Annotated in this window: 14 protein-coding genes; 11 read left to right on the forward strand and 3 right to left on the reverse strand. The window is 64.3% G+C overall.

Annotated elements, in window-relative coordinates; all coding sequences use genetic code 11:
• Positions 1-196: 196 nt before the first annotated feature.
• The 7 genes from CIT37_RS13655 to CIT37_RS13685 all read left to right on the forward strand — a co-directional run bounded on the left by CIT37_RS13655 (position 197) and on the right by CIT37_RS13685 (position 11204).
• Entirely contained in the window at positions 197-1396 is a 1200-nt protein-coding gene (locus CIT37_RS13655; RefSeq protein ID WP_095425688.1) for a pyridoxal-phosphate-dependent aminotransferase family protein, read from the forward strand.
• A 45-nt stretch (positions 1397-1441) separates the two neighbouring features.
• Positions 1442-2239 carry an enoyl-CoA hydratase/isomerase family protein gene (locus CIT37_RS13660; protein ID WP_095425687.1) on the forward strand — a complete coding sequence of 266 codons (798 nt, stop codon included), beginning with the start codon at positions 1442-1444 and terminating at the stop codon, positions 2237-2239.
• A gap of 586 nt (positions 2240-2825) precedes the next feature.
• On the forward strand, positions 2826-6731 hold the full coding sequence (locus CIT37_RS13665) for a VCBS domain-containing protein (RefSeq protein WP_095425686.1): 3906 nt from the start codon (positions 2826-2828) through the stop codon (positions 6729-6731).
• Between the two features lie 207 nt (positions 6732-6938).
• A complete protein-coding gene (locus tag CIT37_RS13670; protein WP_161966394.1) occupies positions 6939-7913 on the forward strand; it encodes a Bug family tripartite tricarboxylate transporter substrate binding protein in 975 nt (324 codons plus the stop codon).
• A 180-nt stretch (positions 7914-8093) separates the two neighbouring features.
• On the forward strand, positions 8094-8636 hold the full coding sequence (locus CIT37_RS13675) for a tripartite tricarboxylate transporter TctB family protein (RefSeq protein WP_095425684.1): 543 nt from the start codon (positions 8094-8096) through the stop codon (positions 8634-8636).
• An 11-nt stretch (positions 8637-8647) separates the two neighbouring features.
• On the forward strand, positions 8648-10171 hold the full coding sequence (locus tag CIT37_RS13680) for a tripartite tricarboxylate transporter permease (protein WP_095425683.1): 1524 nt from the start codon (positions 8648-8650) through the stop codon (positions 10169-10171).
• Between the two features lie 154 nt (positions 10172-10325).
• Positions 10326-11204: an outer membrane protein gene (locus CIT37_RS13685; protein ID WP_095425682.1), complete on the forward strand. Its 879-nt coding sequence runs from the start codon at positions 10326-10328 to the stop codon at positions 11202-11204.
• A 78-nt stretch (positions 11205-11282) separates the two neighbouring features.
• On the opposite strand, the gene CIT37_RS13690 is transcribed toward CIT37_RS13685, so the two are convergent.
• Together CIT37_RS13690 and CIT37_RS13695 are read right to left on the reverse strand one after the other, a co-directional pair.
• Positions 11283-12476, reverse strand: a complete 1194-nt coding sequence (locus tag CIT37_RS13690; protein WP_161966395.1) for a CaiB/BaiF CoA transferase family protein — start codon at positions 12474-12476, stop codon at positions 11283-11285.
• Positions 12477-12594: 118 nt separating this feature from the next.
• Positions 12595-12897 (reverse strand): hypothetical protein, encoded by a 303-nt coding sequence (locus CIT37_RS13695; protein WP_095425680.1) that lies wholly within the window; start codon positions 12895-12897, stop codon positions 12595-12597.
• Between the two features lie 198 nt (positions 12898-13095).
• Here CIT37_RS13695 and CIT37_RS13700 point away from each other — a divergent pair, with 198 nt between their 5' ends.
• The 4 genes from CIT37_RS13700 (at position 13096) to CIT37_RS13715 (ending at position 19408) form a co-directional block, all read left to right on the forward strand.
• Positions 13096-16452, forward strand: coding sequence for a M10 family metallopeptidase C-terminal domain-containing protein (locus CIT37_RS13700; protein WP_095425679.1), 3357 nt, complete (start codon positions 13096-13098; stop codon positions 16450-16452).
• A 207-nt stretch (positions 16453-16659) separates the two neighbouring features.
• The gene (locus CIT37_RS13705; protein ID WP_244611235.1) at positions 16660-17724 is read left to right on the forward strand and encodes a right-handed parallel beta-helix repeat-containing protein; all 1065 of its coding nucleotides are present in this window, start codon (positions 16660-16662) and stop codon (positions 17722-17724) included.
• A gap of 64 nt (positions 17725-17788) precedes the next feature.
• A complete protein-coding gene (locus CIT37_RS13710; RefSeq protein WP_095425677.1) occupies positions 17789-18637 on the forward strand; it encodes a right-handed parallel beta-helix repeat-containing protein in 849 nt (282 codons plus the stop codon).
• A gap of 213 nt (positions 18638-18850) precedes the next feature.
• The gene (locus CIT37_RS13715; RefSeq protein WP_095425676.1) at positions 18851-19408 is read left to right on the forward strand and encodes a tetratricopeptide repeat protein; all 558 of its coding nucleotides are present in this window, start codon (positions 18851-18853) and stop codon (positions 19406-19408) included.
• Positions 19409-19537: 129 nt separating this feature from the next.
• Here the strand turns inward: CIT37_RS13715 and CIT37_RS13720 are convergent, their stop codons facing one another.
• Positions 19538-20128, reverse strand: coding sequence for a prepilin peptidase (locus CIT37_RS13720; RefSeq protein WP_095425675.1), 591 nt, complete (start codon positions 20126-20128; stop codon positions 19538-19540).
• Positions 20129-20131 lie beyond the last annotated feature (3 nt).

Below are 20131 nucleotides of genomic sequence, written 5' to 3' on the forward strand. Positions count from 1 at the left end.
CGCCTGTTCGCCGGCACCGTCTTGCCTCCCGTCACGGCCCTTGGCAAGCGAGCCCTGCTTCTTGTGCATTGACGGACCTCGCCGGGCGAGGGACAAGCCCGGCGAATAGTGATATGCGAGCGGCTCGCGGGAGCCCTGAATTCGGGCCGACCGACGCCAAAGCCGAGACAAGCTTCAAAGACCGGGAAGGACGCCGATGACCGTGCACACTGGAAGGCATTTCTTACAGATTCCAGGACCGACCAACGTGCCCGACCGGGTGCTGCGGGCGATGGACATGCCGACCCTGGACCATCGCGGTCCGGAGTTCGCCGAGCTCGGTTTTGCGGTTCTCGCCTCGATGCAGCGGGTGTTCCGCACCAAGCAGCCCGTGATCATCTTCCCCTCGTCCGGCACCGGCGCCTGGGAAGCGGCGATGGTCAACGTGTTCGCGCCCGGCGACAAGCTCCTGATGTGCGAGACCGGCCAGTTCGCCGTGCTGTGGCGCGGCATCGCCGACAAGTTCAAGTTCGACGTCGACTTCATCCCGAGCGACTGGCGCCACGGCGCCGACCTCGCCGAGATCGAGAAGCGCCTCGTCGCCGACAAGCAGCACGCGATCAAGGCGGTCTGCGTCGTGCACAACGAGACCTCGACCGGCTGCGTGACGCCGCCGCTGGAGGTGCGCAAGCTGCTCGACCGCGTCAAGCATCCGGCGCTGCTGATGGTCGACACCATCTCCGGCCTCGGCTCGATGGAATATGAGCACGACGCCTGGGGTATCGACGTTTCGGTCGCGGGCTCGCAGAAGGGCCTGATGCTGCCGCCCGGCCTCGGCTTCAACGCCGTCTCGGAGAAGGCGCTCGCCGTTGCGAAGGCCAACCCCGGCATGCGCTCCTACTGGGACTGGCAGGAAGTCATCAACTTCAACAAGCTCGGCACCTTCCCCTACACGCCCGCCACCAACCTGCTCTACGGCCTGCGCGAGGCGGTCAAGATGCTGGAAGAGGAGGGGCTGGAGAACGTCTGGACCCGCCACAAGCGCCACAGCGCGGCGACGCGTGCCGCGATCAAGGTCTGGGGCCTGGAGACGCAGTGCGCCGACCCGGCTGCGCATTCGCCGGCGCTGACCGGCGTGCGCGTGCCTGATGGCCACGACGCCGACGCCTTCCGCAAGGTTGTGCTGGAGAACTTCGACATGTCGCTCGGCACCGGCCTGAACAAGGTCAAGGGCAAGGTCTTCCGCATCGGCCATATCGGCCACTTCAACGATCTGATGCTGATGGGCACGCTCGCCGGCGTCGAGATGGGCCTGGATCTGACAAAGATCCCCCACCGGAGCGGCGGCGTCCTGGCGGCCATGGACGTCCTGAAGGGACGCGACGCGGTGCCGATGACCAAGGCCCAGGTAGCTTAAAGGCTCAACTGGCCTGGACCGACCTAGACAAGAAGAGAGCGCGCGATGAACGCACCGACGACTGCCAACGAAGACCTGCTCTACTCCGTCCAGGACGGCATCGCGCGGATCACCTTCAACCGCCCGCAGGCGCGCAACGCCATGACCTTCGCCATGTATGATCGCATGGCGGAGATCTGCCAGGAGATCAACGCTGACCGCTCGATCAAGGCGCTGATCCTGACCGGCGCCGGCGACAAGGCCTTCGCCTCCGGCACCGACATTTCCCAGTTCCGTGCGTTCAAGACCGCGCAGGACGCGCTCGACTACGAGGCCCGCATCGACCGCGTGCTCGGCACGCTCGAGCAGTGCCGCGTGCCCGTGATCGCGGCCATCGCCGGGGCCTGCACCGGCGGCGGCGCCGGCATCGCGGCCTGCTGCGACCTGCGCATCGGCACCGAGACGACGCGGATGGGCTTTCCGATCGCGCGCACGCTCGGCAACTGCCTGTCGATGTCGAACATCAGCCGCGTCGTCGCGCTGGTCGGACCCGCCCGCACCAAGGATCTGATCTTTAGGGCGCGCCTCGTCGAGGCGCCGGAGGCGCTGGCGCTCGGCCTCCTCAACGAGATCGTGCCCGACGTCGAGACGCTGCAGCGCCGCGCCGACGAGACCGCAAAGCTGGTCGCCAGCCATGCGCCGCTCACGCTTGAAGCGACCAAGGAAGCGGTGCGCCGCATCCGCCGTACGCTGTCGCGCGAAGAGGGCGAGGACCTGATCCTGAAAGCCTATATGAGCGAAGATTTCCGCGAAGGCATGGATGCCTTCCTCAACAAGCGCACGCCGAACTGGAAGGGCAGGTAGCCCGCGTCCTCGGCCGGCTGCGCCGTGCTGGGTGCGGCGCGACCGGTGGAAGCGATTGCTGACCCCTCATGGTCAGCGGCCCCCGCGCAATTGCAATGTCACAAATCTTTCAAGCGGTTCCGCCCTCCGGAGCCGCAATTGCACGCGCCTGCGGTTACGCGTCCACGTTGACGGCGCGACGAGCTCGGGCATAAGATCGCAGAGGTTGCATGATGCCTTCTCGTATTCCTCGAGCCGACAGGCCGGCCAGCAAGTGATTTCAAGTCCGATTGAATCCATTGACGTGAATTTTGCGAAGCGTTCTGACCGACCGTCCTGCAACCGGACGTCATTGAACTGAAATTGAACTGAAGACATAGCGACGTAATTTCCACGACGCGAGCCGCGCCAATTCTATTGCTGCCAACCATCCCGGGACGGCCTCGCGAACAAGCCCAAGCTCCTGAATCAAGCTCCTAGATCAAGACCCTAAGCCAACGCTTTGATGCAAGACCGTTGAGTCTCGTCTGATTTCTCGGACCGATCAGTCACGTCGCCGCGCCCTCGTGCGGCGGCGCCTCCATGGCAACCAGGCAGGGAATTTTCCATGACCAACCACACGCCGGTTTTCACCTCGTCATCCGCGACGGGCAGCTTCACCGAATTTGCCAACCTCAACGATTCAACCACGCTGCACACTCTGTCCGGGACGATGAGCTTCAGGGACAGCGACAGGACCGACGCCCATACGACGTCGGCGACGCTGCATTCCGCGGTGGTCTCGGGCGGAACGATCGTTCCGGCGGCCTCGCTTGCGCATTTCCAGACCGCGATGCAATCGCAGATCCTGAGCGATTCAAACGGCTCGGGGCAGCTCAAATGGAGTTTCAGCGACCAGGACCAGGATTTCGACTTCCTGGCCAAGAACCAGACGCTGGTCCTGACCTATGACGTCAAGATCCTCGACAACCACGGCGGCTTCGCGATTCAGACCGTCAAGATCACCATCACCGGCACCGACGACAAGCCGGTGATCAACATGACCACGGCGGCGACAGTCACCGAGCAGACCAACCAGACGCTGTCGCTCTCGCCCGACACGGTTCACGTCGCGCTCAACTTCACCGATGACGACCTCGCCAACACCGGGCACACCGCGACAGTGATCGGCGTCTCCGCCTCCGGCGCCACCGCGGGCCTGTTGCCGGGCCCGTTCGGCAACGCCGAGCTGATGTCGTTCTATCACGTCGACAACGTCGTCAAGACGTCGGGCTCGGCGACCGGCACCATCAACACCACCTTCTCGGCGCCCGACCCCGCCTTCGACTATCTTGCGGCGGGCCAGCATCTCGATATCACCTACACGGTGCAGCTCGACGACCATGCCGGCGGGATCTCGACGCAGACCGTCACCGTGACGGTGGTCGGCACCAACGACAAGCCATTTTTCCTGTCGTGCCCGGAATCGGCCGCGCTCGTCGAGAATCAGAATGTCGACCCCGGCGGCAATCTCACCGCCCATGACAGCCTGCTCTTCACCGACATCGATCTTGCCGACGCGCACAGCGTCTCGACGACGGTCACCGCGACCCGTTCGGGCGGCGGAGCGATCCCGCTGACCAATGCGCAGCTGCTGGCGGCATTCGGCACCGCACTTCAGGATTCGACCGGCCATCTGATCGGTGAGGTCGACTGGAATTTCGCGTTTCCCAATTCCTCCGCCAATTTCCTCAACGGCGGCGAGACGCTCAAGCTTGTCTATCACGTCACGGTCGACGACGGTCACGGCGGCTCCACGACCCAGGACGTCACCATCACCGTCCTCGGGGTCAACCAACCCGTGGTGATCACGAGCGGTCCGGAATCCTCCACCGTTGCCGAACAGGACGCCACGACGGGCTCCCCGGTCCTGGACACGACGCCGACGATCCCGGCGGGCACGCTCGCCTTCACCGACCAGGACACCAGCGATACGCACACGGTGACGGTCACGCTGGACTCGACCTCGGGGCCGACGCCGCCCGCCGCGACGCAGGCGGATCTCGCAGCGGCGCTGACGACGACATTGCACGATTCCACGGGCACCGGCACCGGCAGCATCGACTGGAACTTTGCGATTGCCGACAACGATCTCGACTATCTCGCGTTCAACGAGACGCTGACGGTGACCTATAACATCAAGGTCGCGGACGGCTCGACCAGTTCGACGCAGACCGTCTCCGTCGTGATCACCGGCGCCAACGACGCGCCGGTGATCACCAGCGGACCGGGATCCGCGTCGCTGTCCGAGCAGCCTGGCGTGACCGGATCGCAATCGCCCGACACCACCAGTCCGGTGCCGACGGGAACGCTGAGCTTCAATGACGTCGATCTGTCGGACGCCCATTCCGTCAGCGTCGTGCTGAATTCGGCGGTGTGGTCGGCCAACAGTTTTGCCGCCCCGGCGCAGACGCTGGTCGACCTTCAATCGGCGCTCGCAACGGTGCTGCATGATTCCACGGGCACGGGAATCGGCAGCATCGACTGGACTTTCAGCATTCCCGACGCCGATCTCGACTTCCTGAGCGTCGGCGAGACGCTGACCGTGCAATACGACGTCAATGTCTGGGACGGCTTTACCAATTCGGTCCAGACCGTCACCGTCACCATCGACGGTGCGGCTGATCCGCTGGTCCTGACGCCGCTGACGATCGCGGCGTCCGATACGGCGGGCCCGGATGCCGGTACGGGAATCGCAAGCGGTGCCATCTTCGACATCACCCAGCCGGTCGACCAGAGCACGCCGCGGACCATTACCGAGGTCAACGGCAGCGCCGCCAATGTCGGCCATTCGGTCGCCGGTGCGCATGGAACGCTGGTGCTCAACGCCGATGGCTCTTACGGCTACGTCGCGGATGCGTCGGTCGACGCGCTGCTCGCCGGCGACAACGTCACCGACCAGTTCACCTTCACGGTCGCCGACGGCCAGGGCCACCAGGCCTCGACCACGATCACCTTCGATATCGCCGGCGCCAACGACAACCCGCTAGTTACCGCGGCCAATCTCAGCGGAGCGGTCACCGAGGACGCCGGCCCGCCGGTGATCCTCAACGGCGATTTCGAGACCGGCAATCTGGCCAATTGGACGGTGAGTGGCGGCGGCCACATCCACGTCGCGCAGCTCGAGCTCGGCGGCAGCTTCGGCCATTACTCGGTCGAGCTGTTGCCGACGAGCAATCCGGAAACGCTGTCGCAGAACGTCGCGACCACGCCCGGCCAGCACTATTTCGTCAGCTTCGACGTCATCGGCGATCCCGAGAGCGTCAGTGCGCCGTTCACGGTATCGTGGGACGGCGCCACGATCCTGTCGCTCGGCAACGTGCCGGCCGGCGTCAACCATTATTCCTTCGATATGCTCGGCGACGGCGTGCTGTCATCCACGCTGCTGCAGTTTTCCTATGAGGACAATGACACCGGCATGATCCTCGATTCCGTCAGCGTCAGCCCGGCGACGGGGCCGGCCACCGAATCCACGGCGGGCTCGCTGTCGTTCTCCGACGCCGAGACGGGGCATACGCACAGCGCGAGCTTCGTGCCGAACGGCAGCGGCTATGTCGGCACGTTCTCGCTCGATCCGATCAGCGAGGCCGGCGGCGCCGGCTCGCTCGCCTGGCACTTCACGGTCGACAATGCCGACATCCAGTTCCTGGCGCAGGGGCAGACGCTGACCCAGGACTATCTGGTGACGATCGCCGACAACAATGGCGGCTCGACCACGCAGGATGTCACCGTCACCATCAGCGGCACCAATGATGCGCCGACGGCGGCCAGCGAGACCGTGATCACCGATGTCGGCGCCAATGCGACGGTCCAGATCCCCGGCTGGGCCCTGGCCTTGAACGACACTGACCCCGACACCATCGACCATCTTTCGCTTGGCGGTATCACGACGAGCTCCGGTGGTGGTGCTGTCGCGTTCGGAGATGCCTTCTTCACCGACGACGGGACGCTTGGCGGCTCGTTCAGCTACACCACCTCCGACGGAACGACCTCGTCCAATGCGACCACGGCAACGATCATCAACAACACGGCCGGCGCGAGCGCGCTGACCGGCACCGGCGGCGACGACATCCTGATCGCGGCCAACGGGAGCGAGACCATGAGCGGGGGCGGCGGCAACGACGTCCTGATCGCCACGGCCAGCGGCCATGCGATGACCGGCGGCGGCGGCAACGATACCTTCGCCTTCCTCCAACCATCCGGTCCGAGCACAATCGGCGACTTCAACAACACCACCGAGCACGACCGCATCGCCGTCTCCGCGAGCAGCTTCGGTGGCGGGCTGACGGCAGGGATGGACGTGACGTTCGAGACCTCCGGCGACGATGTGTTCTCGGGCTTCTCCCAATTCCATTTCGACACCGGCAACCAGACGCTCTATTACAGCGCTGATGGCACCCAGGGTGCGGCGGTCGCAGTTGTCAGCGTCCAGAACGGCGTGCTGCTCAATCAGCACGACATATTGGTCGTGTAGGCTACTGCATCCGGGTTTGAAGCCCCAAGGCGCGGGCTCCGCAAGGAGCCCGCTTTTTTGCGTTGCGTCATCTCATTCCAAAGTCATAACGGGGATGACGTCGGACGGCTTGAACTTGGCCGGATTCGCCAGCACAATGGTCGTTGAATTCATCTCTGAATTTCCAATCCGAACAAGAACATAGGGAAGACGCCCGTGGGACATGGAATGAAGGCCGCGATTGCGCTGACAGTCGCGCTTTGCGGCACGCCGGCTGTTGCCAGCTGGGAGCCGGCAAAGCCCGTCGAGATCGTGGTGGCGGCGGGCGCGGGCGGCGCCTCCGACCAGATGGCGCGGATGATGCAGGCCGCGATCCAGAAGAACAATCTGATGAAGCAGCCGATCGTGGTCTCGCTCAAGGGCGGCGCCTCGGGTGCGGAAGCGCTGATGTACATGAAGTCCAGCGAGGGCGATCCGAACAAGGTGCTGATCGCCTATTCGCTGATCTACATGCTGCCGCTGTCGGCCAAGATCCCGTTCAACTGGCGTGAACTGACCCCGGTTTCGGTGGTCGCGCTCGACCAGTTCGTGCTCTGGGACAACAGCGCGGGCCCCAAGACGGTGAAGGAATTCGTCGCGGCCGCGAAGGCGGCGAGCGCTCCGTTCAAAATGGGCGGCACCGGCTCCAAGCGCGAGGATCACGTGCTGACCGTCTTCCTCGAGCAGAAGACCGGCGCAAAATTCTCCTATCTGCCCTACAAGTCCGGCGGCGAGGCCGCGACCCAGCTGGTCGGCAACCACACCGAAGCCAACGTCAACAACCCATCCGAAAATCTCGAGGTCTGGCGCGCCGGCCAGGTGCGCCCGCTCTGCGTGTTCGACAAGGAGCGCATCTCCTACACCAGCAAGGTGACGGACACGCAGTCCTGGGCTGACATCCCCACCTGCAAGGAGGAGGGGGTCGACGTGCAATATCTGATGCTGCGCGCGATGTTCCTGCCCGGCAAGGTGACGGCTGAGCAGCAGGCGTTCTTCGTCGATCTGTTCCACAAGGTGACGCAGACCGCCGAGTACAAGGACTACATGGAGAAGCAGGCGCTGAAGCCGATCTTCCTCACCGGCAAGGACATGGTGCAGTTCCTCGAGGAGGATGATGCCATCAACAAGTCGCTGATGACCGAAGCCGGATTCGTCGCGAAGTAACCCTCCTCTTCACCTCGCCCGCTTGCGGGGAGAGGTCGGATCGCATCGGAAGATGCGATCCGGGTGAGGGGGACTCTCCGCGAGCTCAACTTTCACCGTCACTGTGGAGACTCCCCCTCACCCTGACCCTCTCCCCGCAAGCGGGGAGAGGGGATTGGCCACAGTATTTGTTGTTAGCCCATGTCCCAAACCGATCTCGAAATCGTCGTCGACGATCCGACCGCGCCCGAAGACGACTCGCCTTCCGTCGTCTCGTCCGGCACGGTCGAGATATTCGTCTGCCTGCTGCTGCTCGCTCTGGCCGTCACGCTCGGCTACGACAATTGGCGCACCGGCGCGTCCTGGGATTCGACCGGGCCCGAACCCGGTTATTTTCCGTTCTATCTCTCGGTCATCCTCGGCGGCGGCAGCCTCTACGGCCTGATCGTGGCGCTGCTGGCGCGGCGTGCGGCGTCCGGAACCTTCGTCACGCGCGCGCAGGCCCGCCGCGTCATGGCGGTGTTCGTGCCGACGCTGCTGTTCTGCCTCGTGATGCAGTTCCTCGGCCTCTATGTCGCGAGCTTCCTGCTGATCTCGGGCTTCATGCGCTTCGTCGGCAAGATCGCCCTGTGGAAGTCGCTGCTCACCGCTGTTGTGTTCACGGCGATCATGTTCGTCACATTCGACGTCGCCTTCGACGTCATCATGCCGAAAGGGCCGCTCGAAGCGGCCTTCGGCCGCTAGGCGGTCCCGCGATGGAAGCTTTCGGTCTCCTGCTTCACGGCTTTGCCGTCCTGCTGACGTGGAAGACACTCGTCCTGATGATGGTCGGGCTGGTGCTCGGCATCTTCGTCGGCGTGCTGCCGGGCCTCGGCGGCCCGAACGGCGTCGCGATCCTGCTGCCGCTCACCTTCACGATGGATCCGACCTCGGCGATCGTGATGCTGTCCTGCATCTATTGGGGCGCGCTGTTCGGCGGCGCGATCACCTCGATCCTGTTCAACATCCCCGGCGAAGCCTGGTCGGTCGCGACCACTTTCGACGGCTATCCGATGGCGCAGCAGGGCAGGGCCGCGGAGGCGCTGACCGCGGCGTTCACCTCCTCCTTCATCGGCTCGCTGGTCGCGGTGCTGCTGATCACGTTCCTCGCGCCGATGATCTCGTCCTTTGCGCTGAAGTTCGGCCCGCCCGAGTTTTTCGCGGTTTATCTGCTGACATTCTGCTCGTTCGTCGGATTGGGGCGCGAGGCCAAGCACAAGACCGTCATCTCGATGTCGCTGGGGCTGCTGCTCGCCGGCATCGGCATGGATACCGTGTCGGGCAATCTCCGCATGACCTTCGGCTCGCCGGAGCTGCTCCGCGGCATCAACTTCCTGGTGGCCGTGATCGGCCTGTTCGGTATCAGCGAGATCCTGCTGACGATGGAGGAGCGGCTGGCGCTGCGGGGACATGCGGCGAGCATTTCGCTCCGCGTCGTGCTCGGTGTCTGGAAGGACCTGCCGAAATACTGGGCGACGCTGCTGCGCTCCTCCTTCATCGGCTGCTGGCTCGGCATCACCCCGGGCGGCGCGATCGCGGCCTCCTTCATGGGCTATAACCTCGCCAAGCGCTTCGCCAAGGATCCCGAAAGTTTCGGCAAGGGCCGCATCGAGGGCGTGTTCGCGCCTGAGACGGCGGCGCATGCGTCAGGCACCTCGGCGCTGCTGCCGATGCTGGCGCTCGGCATTCCCGGCTCGGGGACCGCGGCGATCCTGCTCGGCGGCCTGATGGTGTGGGGGCTCAATCCGGGGCCGCTGCTGTTCGTCGAGCACAAGGACTTCGTCTGGGGCCTGATCGCATCGATGTATCTCGGCAATGTCGTCGGCCTCGTGCTGGTGCTGACGACGGTGCCGATCTTCGCCTCGATCCTGCGTGTGCCGTTTGCCGCGGTGGCGCCGATGATTGTGGTGTCCTGCGCGATCGGCGCCTACGCGATCCAGAATGCGATGTTCGACATCTGGCTGATGCTCGGCTTCGGCATCGTCGGCTACGTCTTCAAGAAGATCGGCATTCCGCTGGCGCCGTTCACCCTCGCGCTCGTGCTCGGCAATCGCGCCGAGGACGCCTTTCGTCTGTCGATGATCGGCTCCGGCGGCGACCTCAAGGTGTTCTGGTCGAACGGCCTGGTCGGCTCGATCACGACGCTGGCGATCGTCCTGCTGTTCTGGCCGGTGATCGACGGCGTGCTTTCCCGCGTCGGATGGACGCAGCGGACCAGGGCGACATCGCGACAAGCATAAATCATTTGGATTCAATTACATAAAGGGAGGGCATGTCGTTGTGGTCCGGAGCGCCACACGCTGCGATTGTTTCTGGATGTTGCCGGCATGGCACAGCCTTTGGGCAGGCGGTGACGTATGTTTCGATTACAAAATCGTGCGGAGGGGGTTCTCCATGAAGCGGATCGTGATGGGAATGGCAGCGGCGATGTCGCTGTTCGCGACGGGCGCGCTGGCTGCCGATATCGCAGCAAGGCCCTATGTGAAGGCGCCTATCGTCGATCCGGTCTGGAGCTGGACCGGCTGGTACGTCGGCGCCAATGGCGGCTACAGCTGGGGCCGTTCGCGCACCGACGTCTCCTATTTCAACACTCCGACCGGCACGCCGATCGCGCCTCCGGCCGGCTCCATCACCAGCGCGGCGTTCGACATGAACGGCGGCATCGCGGGTGGCCAGGCCGGCTACAACTGGCAGCGGGACAATTGGGTGTTCGGCGTCGAAGGCGATCTGCAATGGTCGGGTGAGAAGGGTGGCGCCGGCTATAGCTGCGTGGGTGCCCCGATCGCGCCGGGCGCCGGTCCCTGTCTTCCGACCTTTACGTTCCTTCCGCCCGGCGGTCTGGCCGGCACGACTCTGTCGGTCGACCAGAAGCTCCAGTGGTTCGGCACGGTTCGTGGTCGCGTCGGTATCCTGGCGACCCCGAAGGTGCTGTTCTACGGCACCGGCGGTCTGGCCTTCGGTGAGATCAAGACCACGGGCACGATGTCGAGCTTCAGCACCGTCGCGCCCTTCGGCCCGATCTCGTCGGTCGGCTCGACCTCCACGACGCGCGTGGGCTGGACTGCCGGCGTGGGCGTCGAAGGCAAGATCACCCGGAACTGGAGTGCCAAGCTCGAATATCTCTACATGGATCTCGGGCGCTTCTCGTCCGGTCCGTTCACGCTGTCGCCGGCATTGCCGATCAGCGCCAATGTCTCGTCGCACTTCACCGACCACATCCTGCGCGCCGGCATCAACTACCAGTTCGACAGCCCGGTCGTCGCCAGGTACTAAGATCAACAGAGGCGTCCAACAAGAAGCAAAGCCCGGCTCGCGCCGGGCTTTGTCGTTTGGCGACGTCAGGCGAGGGACTCACACCACCTTGGCGTCCCTGAGCTTGCTGATCTCGTCCGCGCTGAGGCCGAATTCCTTCAGGACCTCGTCGGTCTGCTCGCCGAATTCCGGCGGCCGCGCCACCATCCTGCTCGGCGTACGTGACAGCGTCACGGGCTGGCCGACCAGGCGGATGTGGCGGTCCTCGTCGTTCGGCACGTCCTGGGCGATGCCGAGATGCTTGACCTGGGCGTCCTCGAACATCTGGTCGATCGCGTAGATCGGTCCGCAGGGCACGCCGGCCTCGTTGAGCTCGCTGACCCAGGTCTCGGTCGACTTCGTCACGGTGCGCTTCTCGATCTCGGCGTTGAGCGCGTCGCGATTCTTGGAGCGGGCAGGGGCCGTCGCATAGTCCGGATGGGCATAGAGTTCCGGTGCGCCGATCGCCTGGGCGCAGCGCTCCCAGATCCGCCCGCCCGTGGTGGCGATGTTGATGTAGCCGTCCGAGGTCTTGAACACGCCGGTCGGAATGCTGGTCGGGTGGTTGTTGCCGGCCTGCTTGGCGACCTCCTTCTCCATCAGCCAGCGCGCGGCCTGGAAGTCGAGCATGAAGATCTGGGCCTGGAGCAACGAGGTCTGCACCCACTGGCCCTTGCCCGAGACCTCGCGCTCGAGCAGCGCGGTAAGGATGCCCATGGCGCAGAACAGCCCGGCCGTCAGGTCGGCAACGGGAATGCCGACCCGCATCGGGCCTTCGCCCGGCGCCCCGGTGATCGACATCAGCCCGCCCATGCCTTGCGCGATCTGATCGAAGCCGGGCCGCTTGTGATAGGGGCCGTCCTGGCCGAAGCCGGAGATGCTGCCATAGACGATGCGCGGGTTGATTGCGGCAAGGCTCTCATAGTCGATGCCGAGCTTCTTCTTCACGTCGGGCCGGAAATTCTCGACCACGACGTCGGCCTTGGCGGCGAGGCGCTTGAACAATGCGAGCCCGCGCTCGTCCTTCAGGTTCAGCGTCATGGCTCTCTTGTTGCGGTGCAAATTCTGGAAGTCGGAACCCCGGCGGGGGCCGCCCGGCTGCTCGCCGCCGGCGTCCTCGGTCAGCGCGTCGATCTTGACGACATTGGCACCCCAGTCCGCCAGCTGCCGCACGCAGGTGGGCCCGGAGCGGACGCGGGTCAGATCGAGCACGGTAAAGCGCGACAGGGCTTCCGAGGCATGCGGAAAGGGCATTTTGAGAGGCTCCGGGACAGATTGCGGGCCTACCATAGTGCCGAAAGACCATGCGACAAGCCGGCCCGGCGCCGATGCCGCCTACCGAAATGCCATGCCTGATGCGGTGCCCGAGCGATCAGCGCGACAGGCGCTTCAACTCCGTGCGTGCCTGCTCGGCCAGGGGATCATCGCCGTGGCGCGCAATGAAGAGCTCGAGCGCCTCCCGCGTTCCCTTGCGGCGGGCGGCTTCGTATTCCTCTGCCACGGCAACGGCGGGATCGCGGGCCATCGGCATGGAGGGCGCACGCGCCGCCTTGCCGCTGTCGTCCGCCTTGGCCTTGTCCACCATGACAGGCAGTCCTCCGAAGGTTTGATGACCCTGTCCCGCAAGCGCCATCAAGGCGCCAAACAGACCGGCCATGATTGAACGTCGTTTCATGAAACCCTGCAAATTATGGTGCCGCAGGAACCGAGGCTGTTGTTGCGCCCCGTATGACTACGGGATCTGATGGCTAACACAGTCTTATGGAAGAGGGGCAGGCGGAGCTGCCCAATTTAAACCAAACGTTTAACTCTCACGCTAGAATCATGTGCTTTCGTCCCGAATCGCACGCGACGCGTTGCTCTGGAGAGTCCATTGGCTACCGCTGTTAATGTCAGTGCCACCAACAACGCCGAGATCGACGGCCTGCTGTCCGGCTACAAATGGACCGGCACGATCACCTACAGTTTTCCTGACGCATCCAGCGACTACCCCAATCCTTATTACGGCGGCAGCAGCGAGCCGACCACTTCGGGCTTTTCCTCGGCGCCCACCCAGATCCAGGCGGCCATCAACTACGCGATCGGGCTGATCCTCAGTTACACCAACGCCGACGTCCAGTATGCGGGCACGAACGGCGCCGACATCATGATCGCGCAGTCGCCGGCGGCCAATCCGACCGCCTACGCCTACTATCCCGGCAATTACGCGTCCGGCGGCGACATCTGGTTCGGCACCCAATACAATTTCTCGCTGGCCAAGCTCGGCAATTATTACTTCACCACCGCGCTGCACGAGCTCGGCCATGCCTTCGGCCTCAAGCACAGCCAGGAGGCCGGCGGCCCGGCCAACGTCGCGGTGCCGAGCGCGCATGACGACAGCGAATACACCGTCATGAGCTATCGCAGCTATGTCGGCGGTTCGACCACGTCCGGCTACACCAATGAAGCGTACGGATATTCGCAGACCTATATGGCCAACGATATCCTCGCGCTGCAGACGATGTACGGCGCGGACTACACGACCCAGAGCGGCAGCACCGTCTACACCTGGAATCCGACCACCGGGCAGGAGTTCATCAACGGTGTCGGGCAGCTCGCGCCGGGCGGCGGCGTCGGCGGCTCGGCCAACCGCATCTACGAGACGGTCTGGGACGGCGGCGGCGTCGATACCTACGACCTGTCGAACTACACGACGAGCCTGAGCATCAATCTCAATCCCGGCGCCTCGTCGGTGTTCTCCTCCGTGCAACTGGCGTATCTGGGCAACGGCCATTACGCATCGGGCAACGTCTACAACGCCTATCTCTATGGCGGCGACGCACGCTCCTACATCGACAACGCCATCGGCGGATCCGGCAACGACGCCATCGTCGGCAACGCCATCGCCAACACGCTGAACGGCGGCGGCGGCAACGACACGATCACCGGCGGGGCGGGCAACGACACCATCATCGGCGGCTCGGGCACCGACACCGCGGTGTATTCGGGCAGCCGGGCCAACTACACGGTCTCGTACAACGCAGCGACACAGACCTTCACTCTGACCGACTTGCGCAGTGGCTCACCCGACGGCACCGACACCGTCACCGGCGTCGAGTATTTCCAGTTCGGGGGCGTCGCGGTCGCCAGTTCCACTCTCGTGCCGACCGCGGTCGAGGCGTTCGGATCGACCAGCGTGGTTCTGACGAATGGCAATTATTACTTGAACAACATCTCCACCGGCGCCGGGCCTGTCCTGAAGTTCGGGGGCGCCGTGGTCAACGTGGCCGATTACGGCACGTGGTCGGTCATTGCCGCCGAGCAAGTGTCGGGCGGCGGCTACGATGTGGTCTGGAAGAATTCGGCGAACGCGCACTATTCCGTCTGGAGCACGGACAGCACCGGCAACTTCCTGACGACCCTCGCCGCAGCCCCGGAAGTGCTGGGGACCGACGCGTCTCTTCAGGCGCTTGAGCCGACGCTGCAACAGGATCTCAACGGCGACGGCACGACCGGGGTCCCCGGCGTCGTCGTGGTCAGCGGCGCCACGGTCGAGGCGTTCGGATCGACCAAAACGGTCCTGTCGGGTGGAAACTATTACCTGGCCGACATCTCGACCGGCACCGGCCCCACCCTGAAATATGCCGGGGCTACGGTGATCGCAGCCAATTTCGGCACGTGGTCGGTCATTGCCGCCGAGCAGGTGGCGGGCGGCGGTTATGACGTCGTCTGGAAGAATTCGGCCAATGCCCACTATTCCGTCTGGAGCACCGACAGCACCGGCAACTTCCAGACGACGCTTGCCGCCGCTCCCGAAGTGCTGGGGACCGATGCGTCCCTGCAGGCACTGGAGCCGACGCTCCATCAGGACCTCAACGGCGACGGCACGACCGGGGTCCCCGTCGTCCCCGTCGCCAGCGGCGTCACGGTCGAGGCGTTCGGATCGACCAAGACGGTCCTGTCAGGTGGCAACTATTATTTGACCGACATCTCATCCGGCACCGGCCCCGTCCTGAAATACGCCGGGGCTACGGTGATCGCAGCGAATTTCGGCACGTGGTCGGTCATTGCCGCCGAGCAGGTGGCGGGCGGTGGTTATGACGTCGTCTGGAAGAATTCGGCGAATGCGCATTATTCCGTCTGGAGCACGGACAGCAGCGGCAACTTCCTGACGACCCTCGCCGCGGCCCCGGAAGTGCTGGGGACCGATGCGTCCCTGCAGGCACTGGAGCCGACACTCCATCAGGATCTCAACGGCGACGGCACGACCGGCGTCCCCGTCGTCAGCGGCGTCACGGTCGAGGCGCTCGGATCGACCAAGACGGTCCTGTCAGGTGGCAACTATTATTTGACCGACATCTCATCCGGCACCGGTCCCACTCTGAAATATGCCGGGGCAACGGTGATCGCGGCGAATTTCGGCACGTGGTCGGTCATTGCCGCCGAGCAGGTGTCGGGAGGCGGTTATGACGTCGTCTGGAAGAATTCGGCGAACGCGCATTATTCCGTCTGGAGCACCGACAGCACCGGCAACTTCCAGACGACCCTTGCCGCCGCCCCCGAAGTGCTGGGGACCGATGCGTCCCTGCAGGCACTGGAGCCGACCCTCCATCAGGATCTCAACGGCGACGGCACGACCGGGGTCCCCATCCTCGGCGGCGTCACGGTCGAGGCGCTCGGATCGACCAAAACGATCCTGTCAGGTGGCAACTATTATTTGGCCGACATCTCGACCGGCACCGGCCCCGTCCTGAAATACGCCGGGGCTACGGTGATCGCGGCGAATTTCGGCACCTGGTCGGTCACTGCCGCCGAGCAGGTGTCGGGCGGCGGTTATGACGTGGTCTGGAAGAACTCGGCAAACGCCCATTACTCCGTGTGGAGCACGGACAGCACCGGCAACTTCCTCACCACGCTCGCGGCGGCGCCCGAGGTGCTGGGGAATGATCCTTCGCTGAAGGCGCTGGAGCCGACGCTTCACCAGGACCTCAATGGCGACGGCGCCGTCGGCGCAGCGCCGCCCGCGACTGCGGGGCTCGGCACCTCAGGTGATGGTTTTGCGTTCAATTTCACTGAGAGCGGAATCTCATCGGCCGTCCCGTCCGAGCTGCCGGACGCCATGCCCGCGCCGGCCAGTACGCAGACTGCAGAGCAGTGGACTCAACCGGCGGGAAGCCACGACGCGGCTGTGATCGACATTCTGACCGAGTTTTTTCACAACCTGCACGAACATGGCTTCCTGCTGAGCTGACGGCACGCTTCGCGTCGAATCGACGCAGCGCGGGCGATCCATCCTGTCAGGGCAGGCGGATCGCATCGTTACGAGGTTGGCGACGCCGTAGGCGCATTCATGGCGTAAGATTCCCCATAAAATGTACACGTCAAATTGAACCTTGCCTGTTCCGGCACGACCACTAGAAAGCTCGCCGTCCGTCGCGCAACAGTTGCGTGATGCGAAGTGGCAAGAAGCCTGCTTCCGTTTTTCCCAATAGCGTTGCGTATCCAATCATTTGAACACGAAGGCCGTACTGCGAGCGCCGAAAGCGGCAGGGGGAAGTTTCAGCGAAATATCGACAATGATGCCGTAGGGCTGCGCGACGCGCGGGCTGCTGCGGCGAAGACTTGTGCATGGCCAACAAGCTGGGATTCCAGCTCAATATCGGGAGAAAGAGAAATGCGTCGAATTGCACTCTTGGCTCTGATTGCAGGATTGTTCGTGCCGGTGATTGCGTCGCAACCGGCTCATGCCCAGGCCACCAGAACGTGGGTGTCCGGCGTGGGCGATGACGCCAACCCCTGCAGCCGCACCGCCCCGTGCAAGACCTTTCCAGGGGCGATCTCGAAGACGGCGGCGGGCGGCGAGATCAATTGTCTCGACTCCGGCGGGTTCGGCGTCGTGACCATCACCAAGGCGATCTCGATCTATTGCGAAGGGGTTGTCGGCGGCATCCTCGCAGCGGGTAGCTCCGGCGTCATCATCAACGCGGCCGCGACCGATCACGTCGTGCTGCGCGGCCTGGACATCGACGGATTCGGAACCGGCATCAAGGGCGTCAACATCCTCCAGGCGGCCTCGGTGGTCATCGAGCATTGCTTCATCAGGAACTTCAACAGCGCGGGCGGCGTCGGCGTCTTCGTCAACCCGTTGAACTTCAATTCGATGCTGATGATCCGCGACAGCGTGATCTCGCACAACGGCACCGCCGCCGACGGCGCCGGGATCAGCATCAATACGAACGGCGGCAGTTCGCGGAGCCTGATCAACAACACGGCCATCCACAAGAACTTCGTCGGCGTGAGCGTGCAGGGATCGGCCAACGTCCAGATCAACAACACCAACATCTCGGAGAATCTGGGTACGGGCGTCGCCCTTACCGGTGGTGCGGGAGTGCGAATCGGCCGCTCGGTGATCGTCAACAATCTGGGGGCGGCGACCTCCGGCAATGTGCTGTCCTATCTGGATAACCAGATCAACGGCAACGCGCCGGACACGACGCCGGCTACTGCTGGCGGGTACCACTAGTCCGCAACTGCTCGTGAATTTCTTCTGGCAACGTGAAATCTTCAGTTCAATTTGGGAGGTTGAAATGCGTCGTATTGCTCTATGGGCTCTCTTGGCGGGATTGGTTTTGCCGTTCGCCGTGTCGCAGCCGGCTCATGCCCAGGCGACCAGAACGTGGGTTTCCGGTGTCGGCGATGACGTCAATCCGTGCAGCCGCACCGCGCCGTGCAAGACCTTCGCCGGCGCGATTTCGAAGACCGCCGCGGGCGGCGAGATCAACTGCCTCGATTCCGCGGGCTTCGGCACGGTGACCATCACCAAGGCGATGACGATCTATTGCGAAGGTGTCGTCGGCAGCATCCTTGGGTCCGGCACCAACGGCGTCAACATCAACGCTGCGGCGACCGATCACATCGTGCTGCGCGGCCTCGACATCGAAGGTGCCGGCACCGGCGTCAAAGGCGTCAACATCCTCCAGGCGGCCTCGGTCGTCATCGAGCATTGCTTCATCAGGGACTTCAACGGCGCGTCGGGAACTGGCATCTTCTCCAATCCGGTGAATTTCAACTCGATGCTCATGATCCGGGACAGCGTGATCTCGCACAATGGCACAGCGGCTGCTGGCGCGGGGATCAGCATCAACACCAATGGCGGGAGCACCCGCGTGCTGATCAACAACACGGCTATTCACAACAACTTCGTCGGCCTGAACGTGCAGGGATCGTCCAACGTCCAGGTCAACAACAGCAACATCTCGGAGAATCTGAGCACGGGCTTTGCCCTCAGCGGCACTGCGGGAGCCCGGATCGGCCGTTCGGTGATCGTCAACAATCTCGGCGCAGCCACGACCGGCAACGTGCTGTCCTATCTGGATAACCAGATCAACGGTAACGCTCCGGACACGACACCGGCTACCGCGGGCGGATATCACTAGAGCATGAGCGTGTAGCCGTCTTTCGAAACGGCCATGCTCAAGCAACGAACCAAGGCGCGATGACGCTCCGGTCTCATCGCAGTTTGGCATCGGGTTCAATCGACGAGCTTCGGGCGCCAGGCGCCCGAAGCCTTTTTTTGTGGCCGGTACGCACTATGGATTTCGGGATGCCTACGGACTAGTCTGGCTTTGCGTGCAAGGAGAGCAGGTGGGATGCAGACCCTCGACAGCCCGGATCCCAGGTTTTGCCGTGCGGCGCCGCAGGCGCGCGGTTTTTGGCGACGGGCGGGGTGGGGTTGTGCCGCCATCCTGCTGACGCTGGCCTTCGCAATCCCGGCCCATGCCCAATCGTTCCGCCAGGGCGTCTCCGCTTTCCATCGTCAGGACTATGTCACGGCATCCCGCATCTTTATTCCGCTCGCCGAGCGGGGCAACGCGGCTGCCCAGTCCTATCTCGGTTTCCTGTTCGAGACCGGCCGCGGCGTGCCGCAGAACTACACGGAAGCCGCGATGTGGTACCGGCGCGCGGCGGAGCAGGGCGACAGCCGCGCTCAATATTCGCTGGGCCTGCTCTACGACCGCGGCCAAGGCGTGCCGCAGGACATCGTCGAAGCCTCCAAATGGCTCAATCTGTCCACGGCCGCGGCACCTCCGCCGGCGCGCGAGGCGCGAGCCAGGATCCGCGATGCCGTCACCACCAAGATGACGCGCGGAGAGATCGCCCAGGCCCGTCTGCGGGCGCTGGAATGGGCGCCGAGCCGCGAGCACTGAGCGCCAGGTAAAATCCGCAGAGCGCGCGCCGTCAGGTAAGTCCTTGAAAACGCTGTCCCCGCCTACTGTGCATGGGGTTGTTTTCGCGTTTTGATGTGAGCAGGGTCGGTTTGATCCCGATCCCCGCCGTCAGCCCGGCCAGCCGCCGAGCCAGTTCGTGTACCAGGTCTCGCCCAGCCAGCCGATCCAGATCGCCGGCGCCAGAAACAGCCCGAACGGCAGGAAGGCTGTGGCGCGCAGCCGCTTCCGCCGCAGGGCCGCACCGACGACATAGGCGCCGATCGCCAGCAACGCCGCGAGCTCGATCACCGCGACCACGGTCGCAAGGTCGAGCCAGGCGCCACAGACCGCGGCGAGCTTGACGTCGCCGAGCCCCAGCCCGTCGCGGCCGCGCCAGCGGCGGTAGAACACCATCAGCAGCAGCAGCGGCAGGCCTGTGGCTGCGGCGCGTGTCAGCGGCCAGAGCAGCGCCTCCGCGCCGAGATCGGGCACGAACGCGCCAGCACGGAGCAGCGCGAGCGCGAAGGCGGCGCCCGTCAGCTCGTTCGGAATGCGGTAGTGGCGCGCATCGTTCGCCGCGATCGCAAGCATCAGGGCGGCCAGGAACGCGCCGTACAGGCCTTCGGCGCCCGGCGCAGTCACGAGGCTTGCGAACACGCCGAGCAGCAGGGCGATGGCGAGCGCAGCGCCCGTCGCGACCTCCGCCGCCTGATCCGTCACGCC

Source organism: Bradyrhizobium ottawaense, from assembly GCF_002278135.3.
GTDB classification, from domain to species: domain Bacteria; phylum Pseudomonadota; class Alphaproteobacteria; order Rhizobiales; family Xanthobacteraceae; genus Bradyrhizobium; species Bradyrhizobium ottawaense.

Bases quoted from the DNA above. Each gene is read 5' to 3' on its own strand.
- CIT37_RS13680 (WP_095425683.1), top strand. From the start codon at position 8,648: ATGGAAGCTTTCGGTCTCCTGCTTCACGGCTTTGCCGTCCTGCTGACG.
- CIT37_RS13710 (WP_095425677.1), top strand. From the start codon at position 17,789: ATGCGTCGTATTGCTCTATGGGCTCTCTTGGCGGGATTGGTTTTGCCG.
- CIT37_RS13690 (WP_161966395.1), bottom strand. From the start codon at position 12,476: ATGCCCTTTCCGCATGCCTCGGAAGCCCTGTCGCGCTTTACCGTGCTC.
- CIT37_RS13715 (WP_095425676.1), top strand. From the start codon at position 18,851: ATGCAGACCCTCGACAGCCCGGATCCCAGGTTTTGCCGTGCGGCGCCG.
- CIT37_RS13670 (WP_161966394.1), top strand. From the start codon at position 6,939: ATGAAGGCCGCGATTGCGCTGACAGTCGCGCTTTGCGGCACGCCGGCT.
- CIT37_RS13685 (WP_095425682.1), top strand. From the start codon at position 10,326: ATGAAGCGGATCGTGATGGGAATGGCAGCGGCGATGTCGCTGTTCGCG.
- CIT37_RS13695 (WP_095425680.1), bottom strand. From the start codon at position 12,897: ATGAAACGACGTTCAATCATGGCCGGTCTGTTTGGCGCCTTGATGGCG.
- CIT37_RS13665 (WP_095425686.1), top strand. From the start codon at position 2,826: ATGACCAACCACACGCCGGTTTTCACCTCGTCATCCGCGACGGGCAGC.
- CIT37_RS13660 (WP_095425687.1), top strand. From the start codon at position 1,442: ATGAACGCACCGACGACTGCCAACGAAGACCTGCTCTACTCCGTCCAG.
- CIT37_RS13675 (WP_095425684.1), top strand. From the start codon at position 8,094: ATGTCCCAAACCGATCTCGAAATCGTCGTCGACGATCCGACCGCGCCC.
- CIT37_RS13655 (WP_095425688.1), top strand. From the start codon at position 197: ATGACCGTGCACACTGGAAGGCATTTCTTACAGATTCCAGGACCGACC.